16 protein-coding genes and 1 tRNA gene are annotated in these 20821 nt (G+C 68.1%); 11 read left to right on the top strand and 6 right to left on the bottom strand.

All coding sequences use genetic code 11. The features are described from left to right. Positions 1–38 precede the first annotated feature (38 nt). The 3 genes from HMPREF0321_RS12625 to HMPREF0321_RS15095 form a co-directional block, all read right to left on the bottom strand. Positions 39–971 (bottom strand): hypothetical protein, encoded by a 933-nt coding sequence (locus HMPREF0321_RS12625; RefSeq protein ID WP_006946946.1) that lies wholly within the window; start codon positions 969–971, stop codon positions 39–41. Positions 972–1253: 282 nt separating this feature from the next. Then, a complete protein-coding gene (locus HMPREF0321_RS12620) occupies positions 1254–3149 on the bottom strand; it encodes an MDR family MFS transporter (RefSeq protein ID WP_006947141.1) in 1896 nt (631 codons plus the stop codon). Between the two features lie 18 nt (positions 3150–3167). Next, the gene (locus HMPREF0321_RS15095) at positions 3168–3659 is read right to left on the bottom strand and encodes a MarR family winged helix-turn-helix transcriptional regulator (protein WP_006947128.1); all 492 of its coding nucleotides are present in this window, start codon (positions 3657–3659) and stop codon (positions 3168–3170) included. 213 nt (positions 3660–3872) lie between these two features. Between HMPREF0321_RS15095 and HMPREF0321_RS12610 the strand changes: the two genes are divergently transcribed. The 3 genes from HMPREF0321_RS12610 (at position 3873) to HMPREF0321_RS12600 (ending at position 9626) form a co-directional block, all read left to right on the top strand. Continuing rightward, on the top strand, positions 3873–6053 hold the full coding sequence (locus tag HMPREF0321_RS12610) for a cytochrome c oxidase assembly protein (protein WP_006946962.1): 2181 nt from the start codon (positions 3873–3875) through the stop codon (positions 6051–6053). A gap of 2 nt (positions 6054–6055) precedes the next feature. Next, positions 6056–7081, top strand: a complete 1026-nt coding sequence (locus tag HMPREF0321_RS17150; RefSeq protein WP_006947062.1) for a nitrilase-related carbon-nitrogen hydrolase — start codon at positions 6056–6058, stop codon at positions 7079–7081. A 634-nt stretch (positions 7082–7715) separates the two neighbouring features. Then, complete coding sequence (locus tag HMPREF0321_RS12600; RefSeq protein WP_040015046.1) at positions 7716–9626, top strand: NHL domain-containing thioredoxin family protein; 1911 nt, start codon at positions 7716–7718, stop codon at positions 9624–9626. Positions 9627–9786: 160 nt separating this feature from the next. On the opposite strand, the gene HMPREF0321_RS12595 is transcribed toward HMPREF0321_RS12600, so the two are convergent. Beyond that, positions 9787–10149 (bottom strand): nuclear transport factor 2 family protein, encoded by a 363-nt coding sequence (locus tag HMPREF0321_RS12595; RefSeq protein ID WP_006946988.1) that lies wholly within the window; start codon positions 10147–10149, stop codon positions 9787–9789. 149 nt (positions 10150–10298) lie between these two features. Here HMPREF0321_RS12595 and HMPREF0321_RS12590 point away from each other — a divergent pair, with 149 nt between their 5' ends. From HMPREF0321_RS12590 to HMPREF0321_RS12565, 6 genes are all read left to right on the top strand, one after another. After that, on the top strand, positions 10299–11681 hold the full coding sequence (locus HMPREF0321_RS12590) for an MFS transporter (protein WP_006946954.1): 1383 nt from the start codon (positions 10299–10301) through the stop codon (positions 11679–11681). Positions 11682–11758: 77 nt separating this feature from the next. Then, a complete protein-coding gene (gene aroQ / locus HMPREF0321_RS12585) occupies positions 11759–12202 on the top strand; it encodes a type II 3-dehydroquinate dehydratase (RefSeq protein WP_006946921.1) in 444 nt (147 codons plus the stop codon). A 97-nt stretch (positions 12203–12299) separates the two neighbouring features. Continuing rightward, on the top strand, positions 12300–12644 hold the full coding sequence (locus HMPREF0321_RS12580) for a hypothetical protein (RefSeq protein ID WP_136788130.1): 345 nt from the start codon (positions 12300–12302) through the stop codon (positions 12642–12644). A 95-nt stretch (positions 12645–12739) separates the two neighbouring features. Next, the gene (locus tag HMPREF0321_RS12575) at positions 12740–13672 is read left to right on the top strand and encodes a DDE-type integrase/transposase/recombinase (RefSeq protein ID WP_006946973.1); all 933 of its coding nucleotides are present in this window, start codon (positions 12740–12742) and stop codon (positions 13670–13672) included. A 162-nt stretch (positions 13673–13834) separates the two neighbouring features. Then, positions 13835–15910: a phosphate acetyltransferase gene (gene pta / locus HMPREF0321_RS12570; RefSeq protein ID WP_006947093.1), complete on the top strand. Its 2076-nt coding sequence runs from the start codon at positions 13835–13837 to the stop codon at positions 15908–15910. Continuing rightward, on the top strand, positions 15907–17142 hold the full coding sequence (locus HMPREF0321_RS12565) for an acetate/propionate family kinase (RefSeq protein ID WP_006947118.1): 1236 nt from the start codon (positions 15907–15909) through the stop codon (positions 17140–17142). The genes pta and HMPREF0321_RS12565 overlap by 4 nt, the downstream gene beginning before the upstream one ends. 164 nt (positions 17143–17306) lie before the next feature. Here HMPREF0321_RS12565 and HMPREF0321_RS12560 read toward each other — a convergent pair whose 3' ends face one another. After that, positions 17307–19154 (bottom strand): acyl-CoA dehydrogenase, encoded by a 1848-nt coding sequence (locus HMPREF0321_RS12560; RefSeq protein WP_006946982.1) that lies wholly within the window; start codon positions 19152–19154, stop codon positions 17307–17309. 257 nt (positions 19155–19411) lie between these two features. Here HMPREF0321_RS12560 and HMPREF0321_RS12555 point away from each other — a divergent pair, with 257 nt between their 5' ends. After that, entirely contained in the window at positions 19412–19927 is a 516-nt protein-coding gene (locus HMPREF0321_RS12555; RefSeq protein ID WP_254653998.1) for a Fur family transcriptional regulator, read from the top strand. 44 nt (positions 19928–19971) lie between these two features. On the opposite strand, the gene HMPREF0321_RS12550 is transcribed toward HMPREF0321_RS12555, so the two are convergent. Further along, positions 19972–20045, bottom strand: a tRNA-Gly gene (locus HMPREF0321_RS12550). A 200-nt stretch (positions 20046–20245) separates the two neighbouring features. Between HMPREF0321_RS12550 and dcd the strand changes: the two genes are divergently transcribed. After that, a complete protein-coding gene (gene dcd / locus HMPREF0321_RS12545) occupies positions 20246–20821 on the top strand; it encodes a dCTP deaminase (protein ID WP_006947114.1) in 576 nt (191 codons plus the stop codon).

The following is a 20821-nucleotide window of genomic DNA, read 5'->3' as shown; positions in this document are numbered from 1 at the left end:
CCCTCGTTCGGCCGGCTGAGTCACGCGTGCCACCTGCGTCAGTCCTGACGGACTCGCGTGGCACGAAGTGACTCAGCTGCGCCCTGAGCGTCCTCGGTGCGTGAGTCGTGGAGGGCGTGCAGATCGGCCGCGAGGCGCGCGTAGGCGTGACGCTTGGCCCACTCGGCCTTCTTGCGCTCCGAGCGTCTGCGGTTGCGATTCGCGGTGACGCCCCAGAACGCGGCCGCGACGATGGGTACCCACACCTTCGGGTGCTCGAGCAACCATGCGAGCCAGCCCGGTGGGGTCCACGACGGCAGCCTGGGCCACGGGATCGACGGCAGGTCGACCGAGGGCCACGAGACGCTCGGCCATGGGATCTCGGGCCAGTCGATGTCCGGCACGAGTGATGCCATCCACGCGATGATCGGGCCGAAGATCCACGCGAGCAATCGCGCGGCGAGGGGACCGAGGACGAGCACGCTGACCGCCCATCCACTCTTGCCGAGCCCGCCGAGGATCGGGTAAAGCACCCGCTTGAGCGGCGACGAATCCATCGCGGCGTACCGGTGTGCCGCCATCGAACCCACCGGCGCATCGAAGGCGGTGACCCCGCCGTCGTCGCGCAGCTGGACGTCCATGACGTACCCGCGCACCGGGTTGACGCTCACCTCGACGCGCGGCTTTTCCGTCGCCTGGGTGTGCTCGGTGAAGTGCCCGTCGGGTGTGGAACGCATGAGGCGGATCTTGACGTTGCCGATGCTGCGGCGGCGGGCGAACACCACCCCGTCACGCATGAGCACGAGCCCTGGGCGCGCCCACTCATCGTCGAGGCCGAGGTGGGTGCGCAGCTTCTCCTTTCGCCCCGGCGAGAGGGGCAGACGCTCGCCTGCCCGGCGGCGGGTGCTGCCGCGGGCGCGACTGGCACCGGCCGGCGTGACGACCGGCGCACCCGTCGAAGATTCTTTGACCCCGTGCCCCTCGACGCCCACCGGCGACGCGCCCGTGCCGTCATCGTCGCGGCCGGGATCCGGTGCGCCGGGTTGAATCCCGGGTCGACGGTACGGAGTTCGTCAGCCGACCCGGCGTAGGCCTCCAACGTTCCGCATACGGGGTGATCGAGCTGCCAGTGCTCCATGCCTGTCCCTCCCTCGGCCCGGCGTGCGGCGCCGACGATGAACCGCCCATTCAAACATCGGGTGCGCCGAAGACGAGTGATGCCCACCCCGACCAGGTCGGGGTGGGCATCACTCAGCGTGCGTCGCGAGCAGCCGTCACTCGTCGTGGGAGGCGTGACGAGCGACCGAGTGATCGACCTGCTCGCCGTGCTTGCGCGCCTCGACGCGCGCGATGGCAGCGGCGACGGCGTCGCTCACGTCATCGTGCGTCTCGTCGGCGGGCGTCGAACCTGCGACCACGCCACCGTCGGCTGCGGCGTCGGCGCGACGTGCCGCGCCACCGTCAGCGGCGAGCTCGGCGTTCGACTTGTCCTGCGCCGCGGCCGCGGCCATCGCCGATTGCTTGCGCAACTCGATCTTCGGCAGGAACAGCAGGGTGATGAAACCGAGCAGTGCGATAGCGGAGGCGAGCAGGAACACGTGGTCCATCGACTGCGCGAAGCCTGCCTCGAACGGGTGAGCAACAGCCTTCGGCAGGCGAGCGATGACGGAGGAGTCCTCGCTCACGTTGTTCAGGGCGCCGCCGCCGGACTTCGGGTTCGCCAGGCTCTGCAGGATGCCGTAGGCGTGTTCGTCCTTCATGAGCTCCTTGTCGGCGAGACCACTCTTGAGGGCCTGCTGGAACGCGGGCGTCTTCGCCTCGTCGGTGAGGTTCGTCTTGATGTTGCCGCCCACCGTCGAGAACAGCATCGACAAGAAGATGGCGACGCCGACGGTTCCACCGATCTGACGGAAGAACGTGGCGGACGAGGTGGCCATGCCGATCTCGCGGGGGCTGACGGCGTTCTGCACGATGAGCGTCAGCGCCTGCATGCAGTTGCCGAGGCCGATGCCGACGATGGCCATGAACACCATGACCTGCCACAGCGGCGTGTCGGCGCTGATCGTGTGCAGCAGGAACATGCCGACGGTGACGATGGCGGTGCCGATGATCGGGAACTCGCGCACGCGACCCGTACGAGCCGTCAACTGGCCGGCTGTGATGGAGGCCGTCATCATGCCGGCGACGAGCGGCAGCATCATGAGGCCCGACTTCATCGGGGAGGCGTTGTGCACGATCTGCATGTAGAGCGGCAGCATCATCATGGCGCCGAACATCGCCATGCCGATGATGACGGAGGCGACGACGGTGACCGTCACGGCACGGTGGCGGAAGATGCGCAGCGGGATGAGGGCCTCGTCCTTCATCTTCGCCTCGGCGAGGACGAAAGCGATGAGGCCGAGGATGCCGATGGCGAAGCAGGCGATCGACTTGCCCGAACCCCAGCCCCACGTGCGTCCCTGCTCGGCGACGATCAGCAGCGGCACGAGGCCGACCGTGAGCGCGACGGCGCCCCAGTAGTCGATGCGGTGGTCCTGACGCGTGTGCTCGAGGTGCAGGGTGCGGGCGACGACGAGGAAGGCGACGATGCCGATCGGCACGTTGATGAGGAAGACCCAGCGCCAGCCGGTGAGACCGAGGATGTGGTCCTGCTCGGCGAAGAAGCCACCGATGACGGGGCCGAGGACGGAGCTCGTCGCGAAGACGGCGAGGAAGTAACCCTGGTACTTGGCGCGTTCGCGCGGCGGCAGGATGTCACCGATGATCGCGAGGGCCAGCGACATGAGGCCACCGGCGCCGATGCCCTGGATGGCGCGGAACGCGGCGAGCATGTACATGCTGTTCGCGAATGAACATGCGAGCGAGCCGATGACGAAGATGACGATCGCGAACAGGTAGAACCCGCGGCGGCCGAAGATGTCGGAGAGCTTGCCGTACAGCGGGGTCGCGATGGTCGAGGTGATGAGGTAGGCCGTCGTCACCCAGGCCTGCGCGGAGAGGCCGTGCAGGTCGTCACCGATGGTGCGGATGGCGGTGGAGACGATCGTCTGGTCGAGTGCGGCCAGGAACATGCCCATCATGAGACCCGCGAGGATCGTCATGATCTGGCCGTGCGAGAGCTCTGCCGAGCTCGATTGCTGCGCGGGTGGCGCAGCGGTCTGTGCAGACAAGAGGGTGCCTTTCGACGTTCAGGCTGGGGGACGGAGTTGAGTGGGTTGCCCGGCGCGGGGCGTGCAGCCGCCCTGGTAGGCATCGAGCGATGCGGTGAACTTGAGCAGCAGGTGCTGGAACTCGCGGGCTTCCGCGGTGCTCCAGTCGGTGAGCAGGTTCTGCATCCACGCGGCGCGATCCTCGCGCAGTGTGCTGACGAGTTCGCGCGCGTCGGGCGTCAGGGTGACGAGTTGCGCGCGTCCGTCCTGCGGATCACAGATCTTGGTGACGAGGCCGCCGTCGGTGAGTGCGCTCACCTGGCGACTGACCGTCGAGACGTCGGAGTGGACGATGTCGGCGAGGGCCGAGACGCGCAGCGGCTCCGCCTCGAGGGCGTAGAGCAGGGGCAGCGCGCCGTGGTCGGCGTGCGGGTGGGGTCGTGGCAACTTGCGCTTGTGCGCGCTCATCGCCTTCGCGGCCCCGACGAAGGATGTCGCGATGTCGCGTGCGACGGGGAGGTCGACGGTCACTTCGGTTCCTTGAGGGGAGGGAGTGCCCAAGAATGCTTGGGCTGCACAACTATATGTTTGGTTGTGCCATGCAAGCAAATTTATTGGGGTGCGCTCGATCGGATGGATGGATGGGTCGCCGGGCCGCGCGGGCCCTGTCGGGCATGACGACGCCGGACGTGCGGGGATCGGGTGGCGCGAGGGGTTGTCACCGGGCCCACGTAGGCTGGGCGCATGAGTTCGAGCGCCACGAAACCCACCCCGTCTGCCCCCACAGGGCCGCTCGGTGGCGGGCGTCTGCTCGCGGCTGCGATGGCGCTCGCGGTCGCCGTAGCAGCCGGCGCCGTCGTGTTCACCGGGGCGAGCAAGCCGCAGCAGCTGCTCGACGCCGGCGCGATCGTGCGCTGGGGCATCGCTCTGTTCAAGCCCGCGGCGGACGTCGCGATGGCGGCGACCATCGGCTTCACCGGGCTCGGTGCGTTCCTCGTCGCCGAGGGCCACAAGACGATGCGGGTCGCGCGCATCGGGCGCTGGGCCTCGATCAGCGCAGCCCTGTGGTTCGGCGCGACCCTCGTCGTCAGCTACCTCAGCTACGGCGACCTGGCCGGCATCCCCGTCGGTTCGCGCGGGTACACGGGTCAGTGGTGGAGCAACACGTGGCAGCTGGAGATCCTGCGCAACCCGATGCTGACGGCGATCGCGGCGCTCGTCATCGCGGTGGCCTGCTGGTGGCACTCCTCGCGCACGAGCCTGGCATGGATGACGGCACTCGGTCTGCTCGCGCTGTGGCCGATCGCGTTGAGCGGCCACGCCGCCGGTTCGAGCGATCACGAGACGGCTGTCGACTCGCTCATCATGCACCTCGTCCCCGTGACGCTCTGGGTGGGCGGCATCATCGCCCTCGGCGTCATGTGGGGCCGCCTCGGCAAGGCCGCGGCGGCGTCGGTGCGGCGCTACTCGAGCGTCGCGACGTGGTGCGTCGGCTTCGTTGCTTTCTCCGGCGTGCTCGCCTCGACGCTGCGCGTACCCGACCTCAGCCAGTACGTGACGACGCGCTACGGCCTCGTCATCGTCGCGAAGGCACTGTGCCTCGTCGTGCTCGGTGCGCTCGGGCTCATGCAGCGACGCCGTGTCGTCGCCGTCCTCGAACGTGACGCGACCGACCGGCCGAGCAAGGCGCTGTTCGCCCGGCTCGCCCTCGTCGAGGCGCTCGTCATGGGCGCGACGATGGGCCTCGCTGCGGCGCTCGCGCGCTCCGCGCCGCCGTCAGGGCAGGTCGTCGAGAGCGCCGACCCGGTCGTCGCGCTCACCGGATACCCGGCGCCGCCCGCTCTGACGCCCGCGAACTTCTTCTCGCAGTGGCGCATCGAGTGGCTGATGACGACGTTCGCCGTCATCGCCATCGTCCAGTACGTGCGCTGGGCTGTGCGCCTGCACCGCCGCGGCGACCACTGGCCGATCCACCGCACGATCCTGTGGGTGCTCGCTTGGCTCGTGTTCATCGTGACGATCGACAGCGGCGCCGGGGTCTACGGGCGCGTCATGATGAGCGTCCACATGGCCGGACACATGGCCATCTCGATGACGGTGCCGATCCTGCTCGTCATGGCCGCGCCCGTCACCCTCATGCTGCGGGCATGGCCCAAGCGCTCCGACGGCACACGCGGACCGCGCGAGGTGCTGCTGTCGGTCGTGCACAGCCGTTACCTCAACGTCGTCGCCAACCCTGCTGTCAGCTCGGCCCTGTTCTTCGTCAGCCTCATCGTCTTCTACTACACGCCGTTCTTCGAGCTGGCGCTGCGCACGCACACCGGTCACATCCTCATGAACATCCACTTCCTCGTCAGTGGCTACCTGTTCGCGTGGGCCCTGATCGGCATCGACCCCGGCCCCAAGAAGTGGCCGGCGCCGCTGCGGCTGCTCGTGCTGCTCATCACGATCACGTTCCACGCATTCTTCGGTGTCGCGATGATGACGGGTAGCACGTTGCTCGCGCCCTCGTTCTTCACCGCCCTGCACTACGTCTCGGATCCGCTGCGCGACCAGCAGGCCGCCGGAACGATCACGTGGGGCTCCGGTGAGGGCCCGACATTCTTGCTCGCCATGGTCGTCGCCGCGCAGTGGTACCGGTCCGACCGCATCGAGGGTCAGCGCGCGGAGCGTCGTGCCGAACGCGACGGTGACGCTGAGCTCAAGGCCTACAACGCCTACCTCGCCTCGCGGGGTGGTCAGGGTGGTCAGGCTGCGTCCCCCGGTCAGGCGGAGGGTGAAGAACCGGCCCGTCAGATGTCGTCGAGCACGACGGAAGCATCGTCGTCGACTACGGTCGAGGGTGAGCACGACGAACGTCCCGAGCAGCCCTCCGGGCGCGCCGAATCCGGCCGCGTCACCGTCGGGGGCATCGACAAGGAGTAGCCATGCGCGTCGCCGTCATCCAGCTTGCCTACACCGATTCGGAGCCGATGGGGGCGCGCATCGAACGCGTCGCGTCGCTCGTCGAGTCGCAGAAGGGCGCCGACCTCGTCGTGCTGCCGGAGCTGTGGAGCGCCGGAGGTTTCGACTACCCGGCGTGGAACGAGAAGGCGCAGAGCGTCGAAGGGACCGTCGCGCGGGCGTTGTCAGAGGCCGCGGCGAACGTCGGCGCATTCGTTCACGCCGGCTCGATCATCGAGAAGCCCGGCGAGAAGGGCCCCGAGGGGCGCGGGCTGTGGAACACCTCGCTGATGTTCGACCGTGACGGCGACCTCGTCGGCACCTACCGCAAGATCCACCGATTTGGCTTCGGCAACGGCGAACCCAAACTGCTAGAAGCCGGCGAGGAGGTCATCGTCCTCGACCTGGCGCTGGGTGACAGGGCCGGTGGCGCCATGGCCGCCGAAGTCGCAGCCGACGACGGCGCCGTCTGCGACCCGGCGAACCCCGAGGCCTGCGTCGAGGCGTCACAGAGCGAATGGGCGATGGGCGCCGAACTGGCGGGGGTCAACCTCGACGGCGACATGAGCACCTCCAGCGAGGTGGACGATGCCCCCGCCGCGAGTGTCGCCGACGATGCGAGGGGTGGTGCGGCTGCGCCCGACGGCCACGTCAAGGTTGGTCTGTCGACGTGCTACGACCTGCGTTTTCCCGAGTTGTACCGCAAGCAGGTCGACGCGGGCGCCCAGGTGTTCGTCATCCCTGCCGCTTGGCCGGCTGCGCGCATCGCGGCGTGGCGCACGCTGCTGCAGGCTCGCGCCATCGAGAACCAGGTGTTCGTCATCGCCTGCAACACCGCCGGCACGCACGCCGGTACGGAGATGGGCGGCAACTCGGCCATCGTCTCGCCGACCGGTGAGGTGCTCGCCGAAGCCGGGCGCGGCGAACGCACCATCACCCTCGACATCGACCTCGACGACGTCGCCGCGACCCGCGAGGCCTTCCCCGTCCTGAGCGACCGTCGCCTCTGACCGCGGCCCCGGATGTTGTGTCATGAACGCGCGCCATACCGCGCGTTCATGACCCAAGGTCGGGTTGTCCACAGGGCCTCAGCGCGCGCCACCCCGATTCGGGCACCCTCGGAGGGTGACTTCAGCGCAAGCGACCCACGTTGACGCCTGCGAACTGGCGTCGAAATGTTCGGGGTGGTGTCGCGGGGGCAACTACGTCAGCTGGGCATCACGCGTCATCAGATCCGGACGCACGTGGTCGCGGGGCGATTCCGCGTGCACGGGACACAGGCGGTGCACGTGCTCGCAGCTGGGTGGTGAGACGAACGATCACCCATCTTGGCCGCCGTGCTCAACGCCGGCAATTCCGCCTGGGCTGACGGCGAGAGGCGGTGATGCTGGCAGGCCTGCGCGGTTGGCGTCATGGCCGCGCAGTGATCGTGCGGCGGCGGCCGTCCTCAGCATGGTGGCGCAACGACGAATGGCGCGGTCCGAGGCGATGATGCACGCCCTGCGGCTGCTGCCCAAGCTCAAGCGTCAGGTGTTGATCGGCGACGTGAGTCAGCCTTGGCCGGTGTAGCCGCTGATCTTGCGTCGTGAACGCGCGGTATTGCATGCGTTCGTGACGCAAGATCGGGCGCGTAGGGTAGCGGTCATGAAACTTCGGGCGCCGGAACTGACGGGGCGGGGCTGGCTCAACACCGGCGGCGCCGACATCACGCTGACGAGCCTGCGCGGCAAGGTCGTCGTCCTCGACTTCTGGACGTTCTGCTGCATCAACTGTCTCCACGTGCTCGATGAATTGCGCCCGCTCGAGGAGAAATACGGCGACCAGCTCGTCCTCATCGGCGTGCACTCGCCGAAGTTCGAGCACGAGGCCGATCGCGATGCCCTCGAAGCCGCCGTCGAGCGGTACGCGGTGCACCACCCCGTCCTCGACGACCCCGACCTCACGACGTGGCAGGCGTACGCGGCGCGCGCGTGGCCGACGCTCGTCGTCCTCGACCCGGAGGGCTACATCGTCGCGTCGATGTCCGGTGAAGGACACGCGCACGGATTGAGCGTGCTCATCGACGACCTCATCGCCGAGCACACGACCAAGGGGACGCTGCGTCGCGGTGACGGTCCGTACGTCGCGCCGCCTGCCCCCGAGACGTTGCTGCGTTTCCCGGGAAAGGTCATCACCGCGCCGGCGCGCCCGGTGCAGGCGCAGCCCACGGGCCGTCAGAGCGCGGACGACGCCGCCTCTTCCGCGGGTGCCGGGGAGCACCTGACGAGCGGGGGTTTCTTCGTCAGCGACACCGCGCACCACCAGGTCGTGCACCTCGCCGAGGACGGCGAGACGGAGCTCGCGCGCTACGGCGGCCCGGGGGTGTTCAACGAACCACAGGGGCTGTTGCTCCTTCCCGAAGAGGCTCGCGCACGCACCGGCGACGACCTGCTCGTCGCGGACAGCGTCAACCACGAGATCAAGGCGATTCGGTTGAGTGACGGGCGGATTCGCACCGTCGCGGGCACAGGCGAGCAGCTGCGCGAACGTGACGGCGGCGGCCCGGCGCTGCGTCAGGCGCTGTCGACGCCGTGGGATCTCGCGTGGTGGCACGACCGCGTCATCATCGCCATGGCGGGCACGCACCAGCTGTGGGCGCTGCATCTGGGCGAGAGCCCCGAGCTCAACACCGTCGCCGTGCTCGCAGGCACGAGCAACGAGGGGATCCGCGACGGCGCCGCCCACGACGCCTGGTTCGCGCAGCCCAGCGGTCTCGCGACGAGCGCGGACGGCTCACACGTCTGGGTCGCCGACTCCGAGACGAGTGCCTTGCGCAGCCTCAGCGTGAGCGACGAGGGTTTCGAGGTGACGACCCACGTCGGGCAAGGGTTGTTCGACTTCGGCCACGTCGACGGCGCGGCTGACGCGGCGCTGCTGCAGCATCCCCTCGGTGTCACGGAACTACCCGACGGATCCGTCGCCGTCGCCGACACGTACAACGGCGCGATTCGGCGCTTCGACCCGTCGAGCGGCGAGGTGACGACGCTCGCCACGGGCCTGGCCGAACCGAGCGACGTCATCGTCGTCCCGGGGGAGGTGGACGCTGATGCACACCTGCTCGTCGTCGAGTCGAACGCCCATCGTCTGACGCCGGTGGCGCTGACCGCCGAAGCGCAACGCATCGAGGGCGATGCGCAGCAGACGCAGCGCCCGCCGAGCGAGATCGCCTCGGGCGCAGTGGAACTCGTCGTCACGTTCACGCCGCCGGCGGGGCAGAAACTCGACCACCGTTACGGCGACCCGACGATGCTGCAGGTGAGCAGCTCTCCCGAGGCGTTCCTCCGCGACGGAGCGGGCAAGCAGCAGGGGCTCACGCGCACGCTGACGATCGACGAGAGCGTCGGCTCGGCCATCCTGCACGTCAGCGTCCGCGCAGCCGCCTGCGACGGCGACCCCGACACCGGCGAGGTGCCCGAGCACGCCGCCTGCCATCTTTACCAACAGGATTGGGGCATCCCCCTCGTCATCACCGGCGACGGCCCCCGCACGCTGACGCTCGACCTGCGCGGCGTCTGACGATCACGTCTGCTCTTGCCGGCCCCGGGAGCTGCAACTCGGCGATGCGGGGTTGCCGCTCTCAGGCAGTGCGCCCGCGTGGGCGGTGTTAAGCACGTCGAGTGATCGATGCTCCGCCGACGTGACGTCAGCACCCCTTCGAAGCGTGCCCCCCCGGGCGTCAGACGAGCGGAGCGTAGAAGTACGTCTGGCGGTAGGCGATGCGATCGCCGGCGCCGAAGCGGAAGAAGTCGGCGAACTCGAGGTGCGCGTCGCTGCCGTCCTTGAGCACCCCGTTGAACTCGCCGCGCACGAACGCCTCGTCGCCGTCGATGAGCAGTGACGTGACGCTGTGGCGCCCCGATTCGATGACGCGATCGCCCGAGTAGAACGCCCGCAGCGCCTCGCGGCCGGCCATGGGTTCGTATCCGGGGCGGCAGTAGGTGGCGTCGTCGGTGAAGATGTCGAGCACGCCCTCGACGTCGCCGGCGTCGACGACCTCGTAGTAGCGGCGGATGTGAGCGTCGCGGGATTCGCGCTGCATTCGGGTGTCCTCTCGTCACGTGGGTGTGGCGGCCGAGCATCGTCCGTCCGTCGCCACCGCCATGCGGTCGGCCCGAGCCGACCGCATGCCGTGTATCGCTGTCCGACCTCAACCTAGTGCGCGAGTCTCACCGCGGCTAGGCTGCCGCGATGACAGAAGCATCGCTGCCCAATGCGTCGGTGGCACCCGCGACGGGGACGTCGGTCGCCGCACGCCTCGACCGGCTGCCGATCACACGCAAGCATCTGCTCGCCACGGGCGTCATCGGCCTCGGGTTGTTCTTCGACGCGTACGAGAATTTTCTCGCCTCGACGATCGCAGCGGTGCTGAAGGAAGACTTCGCGCTGAAGGGCGACGTGCTCAAGTGGGTGCTCGCGTCGGCGTTCATCGGGCAGTTCATCGGGGCGCTGTTCATGGGGCGCCTCGCCGACCGCATCGGGCGGCGCAAGGCGTTCATGGTCAACCTCGCGCTCTACTCGGCGTTCTCGCTCGCGGGCGCGTTCAGCCCGAACGCGGCGTGGCTCGTCATCACGCGGTTCTTCGCGGGCATCGGCATCGGCGGCGAGTACGCGCTCGGCGACTCCTACCTGTCCGACATCCTGCCGAAGAACAAGCGCGGGCAGTTCATCTCGTGGGCGTACACGATCAGCTTCCTCGGGGTGCCGACGGTCGGCTTCCTCGCGCGCTGGCTCGTGCCGATGACGCCGTTCGGCATCGACGGGTGGCGCTGGCTGTTCGTCTTCGGCGCGATCGGCTCGATCGTCGTGTGGGCCGTGCGTACCGGGTTGCCCGAGTCGCCACGCTGGCTCGAGGCGCAGGGCCGTCACGACGAGGCCGACGCGATCACCCGCGAGTTCGAGGACGCCGCGCGCGCCGAGGGCCACACCCTCGCCGAGCCGGACGCGTCGCTCACGCCCGTCGCGTCCCGTCAGGTCTCGATGGCGTCGCTGTTCAAGGCGCCGTACACGAAGCGCACGATCATGTTGTGGCTGCTGTCGGCCCTCGAGGTGTTCGGCTACTACGGCTTCGGGACAGTGGCGCCGCTCGTCCTCGTCGCGAAGGGCTACAGCGTCACGAGCTCGCTGCTGTTCGTCGCGCTCAGCTACCTCGGCTACCCGCTCGGGTCGCTGCTGGCCGTGCCGATCGTCGAGCGCATCGAGCGCAAGTACCTCGTCATGGCGACGGCGACGCTCATGGCGATCTTCGGCCTGTGGTTCGGATTCGCGTCGTCGACGGCTCAGATCATCGCCGCCGGCTTCCTGTACTCGTGCGCGTCGAACCTGTTCTCGAACGCGTACCACGTGTATCTCGCCGATTCGTACCCGACGGCGATCCGTGGCACGGCTGCCGGCGCGGCGTACTCGTTGAGCAAGCTCGTCACGGCGTTCTTGCCGTTCATCCTGCTGCCGGTGCTCGAAGACCACGGCAGTACACCGGTATTCGTCATCGTTGCCGTCGCGATGGGCTTGCTCGTCGTGACGGTGGGGGCGCTCGGTCACCGCAGCACGGGGCGTAGCGCGGACGCGGTGTGACGGATGCCCGAGGCGTCGCGGAACCACCACCGAGGCACCACCTGGATCCGTCGCCCGAACCCGACGACAATGGGCCCATGACTCGCACGCTGCACGTCCTCAACGGCCCGAACCTCAACCTGCTCGGTGAGCGCGAACCGTCGATCTACGGCGCCGACACCCTCGCTGACGTCGAGACGCTCGCCGCGCGGGTCGGTGACGAGCTGGGGTTCGGCGTCGAGTGCTTCCAGAGCAACCACGAGGGGGCGCTCGTCGACGAGATCCAGCGCATCCGTCACGACAGCGCGGGCATCGTCATCAACGCGGGGGCGTACACGCACACGAGTGTCGCCATCCGGGATGCTCTCGCGAGTGTCGAGGCGCCGTTCGTCGAGGTGCACATCTCGAACGTCCATGCGCGCGAGGCGTTTCGGCACCACTCGTACTTGAGCGACAAGGCGGTGGCCGTCATCGTCGGGTGTGGTGTCCAGGGCTACGAGTTCGCGCTGCGCCGCCTGGCTGCGCTCGCCGCGAACCCCTGACCCATCTGCGATTCCTGTCCACCCCTGACTGTCAGCCTGGGTGTGAGTCACTCAGGAGGTGGGTATGCGCAGATGGACTGCGGAAGAGAAGACCGCGTTGGTGCAGCAGTATGTGGCGTTGCCGCATGGCACGAAAGCGGCGTGGTTGCTCGAGCAGGGTGTGTCGCGTCATCAGATCATGACGTGGCGCAAAGCGTTCTACTTCGGAGACCTCGAACGAGACCTCGTGCCCCGCGATACTTCACACATGACAGTTGCTGACGGCGCGCGTTTGGCGCGCGTGGAACAAGAACTCGCCGCCGAACGCGCAGCCCGCGCGCGGGAGGCGCAGACGCATGCTGAGCAGGTTGCGCGGCTGGAGGCATCGAACGAGGCGCTGGGAAAAGCTATCGGGCTCTTGCACGAGTTGAACGCGCCGCAGGAGCCCACGCCCGAGTCCTGAACGAGGCCGATGCCGCCCGCCATGCGGCGTTCCTCGAAGCGGAGAACACCCTGGTCGCCGAGCATGTCGCGGCCGGCTATTCCCAGCGTGAAGCGTTGAAGATCATCGGTGTGGCGACCTCGACGTGGCACTACCGTCACCATCCACGCGCTCGCGTCGCGGACCCGATCGCGCACACCGAGCGGTATCAGCCGTGCGCGCTCAGCTCTGAGGAGCGCGCCCAGATCGTGTCCGCGATCCGTGACGGTTGGCACGAGCAGCGCAGCGTGGAGCAGTCGTTCTACGACGCGTTCGATGCGGGGCGGCCGGTGGCGTCTTTGTCGACGTGGATGCTGTGCGCGCGTGGCTTGCACGGGCCACGGCCGGTGCGTCGACGCCGTACGCGGCGCACGGTCGCGATGCCGCAGTGGGAGGCGTCCGCACCGAACGAGGTGTGGTGCTGGGACATCACGAAACTTCCCGGGCCATACACGGGGGTCTGGTATCAGCAGTACACGATCATCGACGCGTTCAGCCGCACGATCATCGCCAGCAGCGTCGAGACAGATGAGTCCGACGAACTCGCGGTCGCGTTGTTCCAGGCCGCGACAGAACGTGAGGGTGTTCACCCGCGGATCGTGCATTCCGATGGTGGGCCGGCGATGAAGTCGGTACTGCTGGCCGACTTCTACCGTCATGCTGGGATCAGCGCGAGCCGGAATCGTCCGCGCGTGTCGAACGACAACCCGCACATCGAGTCCTACTTCAAGACCGAGAAGTACCGTCCCGACTACCCGAGCCAGTTCACCAGTGTTGAACACGCGCGCGAGTGGGCCGAGCACGTCGTGCACGATTACAACACGCGTCATCACCACAGCTCACTGGCCGGGTTCACGCCCGAACAGGTCCACACCGGCACCTGGGTCGATGTCCACACCGAACGCCAAGCCGTCCTGGATGCGCAGTACGCCGCGAACCCCGAACGCTACCGAGGCCGGCGCCCCATCGCCGCCACAACACCCGAAATCACCCAACTCAACCCCACGTGACTCCAATCAGGTTGACAGCTTCCGCACACCTGCGATTTTCTCCACATTCGTCGGGTGTGGTGTTCGGTACCGCCGCACGGCTGACTCAGGCGGACGCGTCGCCCGACGCACAGGACCAAGGTCGCGGGCGGGTTGTCACCGCTCTCGCCTAGGGTGGAAACCATGACGCGCAGTGTCTTCGTCACCTCAGCCGAAGGTGAAACCGGCAAGTCCACCGTGGCCTACGGGCTGCTCGACCTCCTCTCGCGCCAGGCCGGGCGCATCGCGATCTTCCGGCCCGTCGCCACCAGCTCCCGCGACAAGGTCGTCGACCTGCTGCTGTCGCACCCGGCCGTCGACCAGGCCTACGAGGACGCGCTCGGCGTCACCTACGACCAGATGCACGATGACGAGTCGGGCTCGCTCGCAACGATCCTGGCCCGTTTTGACGAGGTGTCCGCCGACGCCGATCTCGTCATGGTGCTCGGCAGCGACTTCGCGGACGTCTCGACCGGCCGCGAAGCCGAGATCAACGCCATGGTCGCCGCGAACCTCGGCGCGCCCGTCGTCCTCGTCGTCCACGGGCGCGAGCGCACCCCCGAGCAGATCGCGCAGGTCGCCGTCATGGGTTGCGAGCAGTTGCGCGCGAGGCACGCAACGCCCGTCGCGATCGTCGTCAACCGCGCCACGAGCGGTGACGTCACCGGCATCCGCCTCGCACTGACGAAGGACGCCGAGACGGCGTCCGTGCCCGTCGCCGGCGTCATTCCCGAGGTTCCGTTGCTCGTCGCACCCACCGTCGCGGCGCTCGCAGAAGCCGCCGGCGCCGAGCTGTGGCGCGGCAATCCTGAGTGGCTGCAGCGCGAGTCGCGCGGGTTCGTCGTCGCTGCGATGTCACTGCCGAACGTGCTGACGCGCCTCGTCGAGGACGTCACCGTCATCGCCCCCGGCGACCGCTACGACATCCTGCCCGGGCTCGTCCTCGCGCATCAGTCCGGCACGTTCCCCGGGCTCGCCGCCATCGTCCTGACGGGCGGTTATCGCCCGCCGGAGAGCGTGCAGCAGCTGCTCGACGGCACGAAGCTCGACGTGCCGATCCTCGTGACAGATTCGGGCACCTTCGAGACGACGGCAGCCCTGGCGCGCACGCGCAGCGCCCTCAGCTCCGGCAGTGTCGTGAAGAAGCAGACGGCGCTGCGTGCGTTCGGCGAAGCCATCGACGCCGACGGCCTCCTCGCCGCCATCGACATCGACGAGGCGGCCGCCGTCACGCCACTGATGTTCGGCCACCGTCTGCTCGATCGCGCGCGCAGCGCCCGCAAGCACATCGTCCTGCCCGAGGGTGACGATCTGCGCATCCTCAAGGCTGCCGACGAGGTGCTGCGCGGCGGCATCGCGCAACTGACGATCCTCGGTGACGAGACGCAGATCAAGGCGCTCGCGAGCAGCAACGGCCTCGACATCTCGTCCGCCTCGATCGTCTCCCCGCACGACGAGGAGCTCGTCGAGAAGTTCGCCGCCGAGTACGCCGAGATCCGCAAGAAGAAGGGCGTGACGATCGAGCTGGCCCGCGAGACGGTGCAGGATGTGTCGTACTTCGGCACGATGATGGTGCACCTCGGGCTCGCCGACGGCATGGTGAGCGGCGCCGCGCACACGACGGCCCACACGATCAAGCCGAGCTTCGAGATCATCAAGACAGCCCCCGACGCGGACATCGTCAGCTCCGTGTTCCTCATGGCGCTCGCCGATCAGGTGCTCGTCTACGGTGACTGCGCCGTCAACCCCGACCCGAACGCCGAGCAACTCGCCGACATCGCGATCAGTTCGGCGAAGACGGCGTCGGCGTTCGGCATCGAGCCGCGCGTCGCGATGCTGTCGTACTCGACGGGCACCTCCGGCAGCGGCGCCGACGTCGAGAAGGTGCGGGCCGCAACCGAACTCGTGCACGAGCGCGCGCCGGAACTCGCCGTCGACGGGCCGATCCAGTACGACGCGGCCGTCGAACCGAGCGTCGCGAAGTCGAAGATGCCCGACTCGCCCGTCGCAGGGCGCGCGACGGTGTTGATCTTCCCCGACCTCAACACCGGCAACAACACGTACAAGGCCGTGCAGCGCTCGGCGGGTGCCGTCGCCATGGGCCCGGTGCTGCAGGGGCTCAACAAGCCCGTCAACGACCTGTCGCGCGGCGCGCTCGTCGAGGACATCGTCAACACCATCGCCATCACGGCCGTGCAGGCGCAGGAGGAGAAGGCATGAACGACGTGGCGCAGGCGCCGAGCAGCGAGCGGGACGGCGGGGCCGGCAACGTCCTCGTCATCAACGCGGGGTCGAGTTCGCTCAAGTACCAGATCGTCGACCCGGTGACGGGGGAGTTCGTCGTCAAGGGCCTCGCCGAGCGCGTCGGCGACTCGGGCGGCACGATCACGCACGAGTACCGCAGCGAGAAGACGACGCACGACGTCGACATGGCCGACCACGGCGTCGCCCTCGAGGAGATGACGAAGGTCATGGCCGAGACGGGGTTGCCGATCGAGGACGCGGACGTCGTCGTCGTGGGTCACCGCGTCGTGCACGGCGGGCGCAACTTCACGGGCCCCGAGATGATCACCGACTACGTGCTCGACGAGATCAAACGCCTCGGAACCCTTGCGCCGCTGCACAATCCGGCGCACGCGCTCGGCATCGAGGCGGCTCGGCGCATCTTTCCCGACCTGCCGCAGGTCGCCGTGTTCGACACCGGGTTCTTCTCGACGTTGCCCGCCTCCGCGTACACCTACGCGATCGACGCGAAGCTCGCGAAGGAGCACGCCATCCGTCGCTACGGCTTCCACGGCACGTCGCACGAGTACGTCTCGGCGCGGGTCGCACAGTTTCTCGAACGTCCCGTCGAGGGGTTCAAGCAGATCATCTGCCATCTCGGCAACGGCGCGTCGATCTCGGCGATCGACGGGGGCCGCGCCGTCGACACGTCGATGGGCATGACGCCGCTCGAGGGCCTCGTCATGGGCACGCGTGGTGGCGACATGGACCCGGCCGTCGTCCTGCACCTCAACCGTGTCGCGGGGCTCGGCGTCGACGAGATCGACACGCTGCTCAACAAGAAGTCGGGCATCCTCGGGCTGACGGGGTCAGGCGACTTCCGCGACCTCATGCGGCGCGTCGACGACGGTGACGAGACGGCGCAGCTCGCATTCGACGTCTACGTGCACCGGCTCGTCAAGTACATCGGCGCGTACGCGGCGGCGCTCGAGGGCGTCGACGTCATCACGTTCACCGCCGGCGTCGGCGAGAACAACGCCGCCATCCGCGAGGCCGTGTGTCGCCGTCTCGGGTGGCTCGGCGTGACGTTCGACGCAGTCGCCAACAGCGCCGACGATCATGACGCGCGCATCATCTCCGCGGCAGGATCGCCTGTGACCGTGTGCGTCGTCCCGACGAACGAAGAGCTTGCCATCGCGCGTCACGCGGTGGCGGCGATCGACGCCTGACGCGCGCCCCCATTCGCTGCAGTTGCGCACCGAGTGGGTCGCGGTGCGCCTCCCCACATCGTGCGTCTACGCGTCATGTGGGGCGTCGCGGAATCGCTGCGGCCCGGCTCCCTTCGTGAGGGAGCCGGGCCGCAGCGGTTCTGGTCGAGACCGGTGAGGTCAGATCAGAAAGCGCTCTCCGGGACGTCCATGAGCGAGCCGTCCTCGGCGATGGTGATGGCCTTCTCCGACGCCATGCGCGGCAGCACGGTGCGCGCGAAGAACTGCGCCGCGGCAACCTTGCCGGTGTAGAAGTCGGTGTCCTTGCCGGCGTCGCCCGCCTCGAGGCGGGCCTGCGCGACGATGGCGGCCCGCAGCAGCAGCCAGCCGATGACGACGTCGCCCGCAGCGAGCAGCAGACGCGTGGACGTCAGGCCGATCTTGTACGCCTCGGCCGGCTTCTCGAGCGAACCCATCGCGGCTCCGAACATGAACTCACCCATGTCCTTGAGGTCTGTCGCGGCCTGCGCGAGCAGACCCGCCTCACGCTTGAGGGCCTCGGGAGCCTGGCCGATCGTCGTCTCGATCTCCTTCTGCAGCATGCCGAGGGCGACACCCTGATCCTTGACGATCTTGCGGAAGAAGAAGTCGAGGCCCTGGATGGCCGTCGTGCCTTCGTAGAGCGTGTCGATCTTTGCGTCACGCACGTACTGCTCGAGCGGGTACTCCTTGAGGAAGCCCGACCCGCCGTACGTCTGCAGCGACTCGGTGCCGAGCAACACCCACGCGCGCTCCGAACCGACGCCCTTGACGATGGGCAGCAGCAGGTCGTTGAGGCGCGCCGCCATCTCGGCGGGGCTGCCCTCCTCGAGCTCGGCGGCCGGGTTGCCCTTCGTCGCCTGGTCGACGACGTCCTGCTGGCACGCGGTGTACATGACGAGCGAACGCAGACCCTCGGCGTAGGCCTTCTGCAGCATGAGGCTGCGGCGCACGTCCGGGTGGTGCGTGATCGTGACGCGCGGCGCGTCCTTCTGCGGCGTCGTCATGTCGGCACCCTGGACGCGCTCCTTGGCGTACTCGAGCGCGTTGAGGTAGCCGGTCGACAGCGTCGCGATCGCCTTCGTGCCGACGAACATGCGGGCGTTCTCGATGACCTTGAACATCTGTGCGATGCCGTCGTGGACGTCGCCGAGCAGCGTGCCGACGGCGGGTGCACCGTCACCGAACGTCACCTCGCAGGTCGTGGAGACCTTGAGGCCCATCTTGTCCTCGACGTTCGTCACGTATGCGCCGTTGCGCTCGCCGAGCTCACCCGTCTCGAGGTCGACGTGGAACTTCGGGACGATGAACAGGCTGAGGCCCTTCGTGCCGGGGCCGGCGCCCTCAGGGCGGGCGAGGACGAAGTGGACGACGTTGTCGACCATGTCCGACTCGGCCGAGGTGATGAAGCGCTTGACGCCCGTGATGTTCCACGTACCGTCGTCGTTCTGCGTGGCCTTCGTGCGGCCGGCGCCGACGTCAGAACCGGCGTCGGGCTCGGTCAGCACCATCGTGCAGTGCCAGCCACCGTCGACGATGTGCTTGGCGAGCTTCTTCTGCTCGTCGTTGCCCATGAAGTACAGCAGCGACGCGAACGCGTAGCTCGCGGAGAACATGTGGACGGCCGGGTTGGCGCCGCAGACGAGTTCGGCGAGCGACCAGCGCACGGACGGCGGTACCTTCATGCCGTCGAGCTCGACGGGGGCGTCGAGCATGCCCCAGCCGGCGTCGATGTACGACTTGTACGACTTCTTGAACGACTCCGGCATCGTGACCGACTTGGTCTCCGGGTCGTAGACCGGGGGGTTGCGGTCGGAGTCGATGAGGCTCGCCGCGAGGTCACCCTCGGCGAGCTTCGCGACCTGGCCGATGATGTCCTTCGCGACGTCGACGTCGACGTCCTCGTAGATGCCGGTGCCCAGCACGTCCTGACGGTTGAAGACCTCGAAGAGGTTGAACTCAAGGTCGCGAACGTTGCTCTTGTAGTGAGACAAGATGTCCTCCGAGATCGGTAGGGGTGCAGCGCGATGGTCCAGGCGCTACTCGCCGGTAAGTCTACTCATGAGTACGTGAGGTTGTGCTGAGTGCTCGGTTTGCCTCGCCGGTGGGGAGCCCGGACGATGGAGGCATGACCCCTCGAAGCCCTGACGCACGTGGTGCTGCAGCGAACGCTGACGTGCCCGCGGGCGCGATCCCGAGCGAAACACGCCGCGACGCAGCGCTAGCGCGACTGCGGGCGCGCGGAGAACGCGTGACGCCTGGACGACGAGCCGTCCTCGACGTGTTGAGCCGCGAACCGGGTCACATCGACGCCGACGCCGTCGCGGCGCTCGTCGACGAGGTCGAACCGGGTATCCACCGCGCGACGATCTACCGCTCGCTGCAGGCTCTCGTCGACGCTGACATCGTCACGCACACCCACGTTCCGGGCGGCGCGACGATCTACCACCTGGCGGCCGACGTGGCGCGTGAGGGGGCGAAGGCCGATGTTGGTGCATCGGATGGGGACTCGGGGGAGGGCGATGCCGCCGGGCACGAGGTCACCGGGCACGTGGCCGAGCCTCACGCCCACGCGCACCTGCAGTGCGACACGTGCGGGCGCTTCGTCGACGTCGACGTGGCCGAGTTCGCGCCACTCGCCGCAAGAATCAAGGAGCTGACGGGGTTCACGCTCGACGCCGAGCACGGGGCGCTGCTGGGGCGGTGTGCGCAGTGCTCGAAGGAGCCACAGCCGACCTCGCGTCCCGGCGAGGCCGAGCAAGAATGACGAAAGGGGCCGGATCCCATCGGATCCGGCCCCTTTCACATGCTTGGAGCGAGTGACGAGAATCGAACTCGCGTATTCAGCTTGGGAAGCTGATGTTCTACCATTGAACTACACTCGCGAGCCCCGCCACGGCGGGGTTCTTGCCTGTCCGGCGCCCGTCCTGGTGAACGTCCGGCGCGTCGATCAAGCGCCTCGTACTCTAGCGCGTCCGCGCCGTACGTGCATGTCATGACGGACGGTGTGTCGGTCTCTCGCCACCGACGGCGCCGATGAGTGAGAGCGGGGCCGCGGCAGACGCGCGTCGATTACCGTAGCCGTGTGCTGCTTTCGGACCGTGACATCAAGAGCCAGATCGATTCCGGCCGGGTCGTGCTCGACCCGTACGAACCGTCGATGATCCAGCCGTCGAGCATCGACGTGCGCCTCGACAAGTTCTTCCGGTTGTTCGACAACCACAAGTACCCCTTCATCGACCCCGCCGCCGAGCAGCCGGAACTGACGCGCCTCGTCGAGGTCGACGCGTCCGAGCCGTTCATCCTGCACCCCGGCGAGTTCGTCCTCGGCTCGACCTACGAGCAGATCACGCTGCCCGATGACGTCGCCGCTCGTGTCGAGGGCAAGTCGTCGCTTGGTCGCCTCGGATTGCTGACGCACGCGACGGCGGGCTTCGTCGACCCCGGTTTCTCCGGCCACGTGACGCTCGAGTTGAGCAACGTCGCGACGCTGCCCATCAAGCTGTGGCCGGGCATGAAGATTGGCCAGCTGTGCTTCTTCCAGCTGACGTCCCCCGCCGAACACCCTTACGGCAGCTCCGAATACGGCTCGCACTACCAGGGCCAGCGCGGCCCCACCGCGAGCCGCAGTTTCTCCTCCTTCCACCGCACCGACGTCTGA

This window comes from Dermacoccus sp. Ellin185 (genome assembly GCF_000152185.1).
Taxonomy (GTDB): Bacteria; Actinomycetota; Actinomycetes; order Actinomycetales; family Dermatophilaceae; genus Dermacoccus; species Dermacoccus nishinomiyaensis.
Note: the sequence above shows the minus strand (reverse complement) of the source record. Positions and strands in the feature narration are given on the sequence as shown.

Coding starts and splice junctions, on each gene's coding strand:
- pta (WP_006947093.1), top strand. CDS start 13,835: ATGACGCGCAGTGTCTTCGTCACCTCAGCCGAAGGTGAAACCGGCAAG.
- HMPREF0321_RS12595 (WP_006946988.1), bottom strand. CDS start 10,149: ATGCAGCGCGAATCCCGCGACGCTCACATCCGCCGCTACTACGAGGTC.
- HMPREF0321_RS12565 (WP_006947118.1), top strand. CDS start 15,907: ATGAACGACGTGGCGCAGGCGCCGAGCAGCGAGCGGGACGGCGGGGCC.
- aroQ (WP_006946921.1), top strand. CDS start 11,759: ATGACTCGCACGCTGCACGTCCTCAACGGCCCGAACCTCAACCTGCTC.
- HMPREF0321_RS12610 (WP_006946962.1), top strand. CDS start 3,873: ATGAGTTCGAGCGCCACGAAACCCACCCCGTCTGCCCCCACAGGGCCG.
- HMPREF0321_RS17150 (WP_006947062.1), top strand. CDS start 6,056: ATGCGCGTCGCCGTCATCCAGCTTGCCTACACCGATTCGGAGCCGATG.
- HMPREF0321_RS12590 (WP_006946954.1), top strand. CDS start 10,299: ATGACAGAAGCATCGCTGCCCAATGCGTCGGTGGCACCCGCGACGGGG.
- HMPREF0321_RS12600 (WP_040015046.1), top strand. CDS start 7,716: ATGAAACTTCGGGCGCCGGAACTGACGGGGCGGGGCTGGCTCAACACC.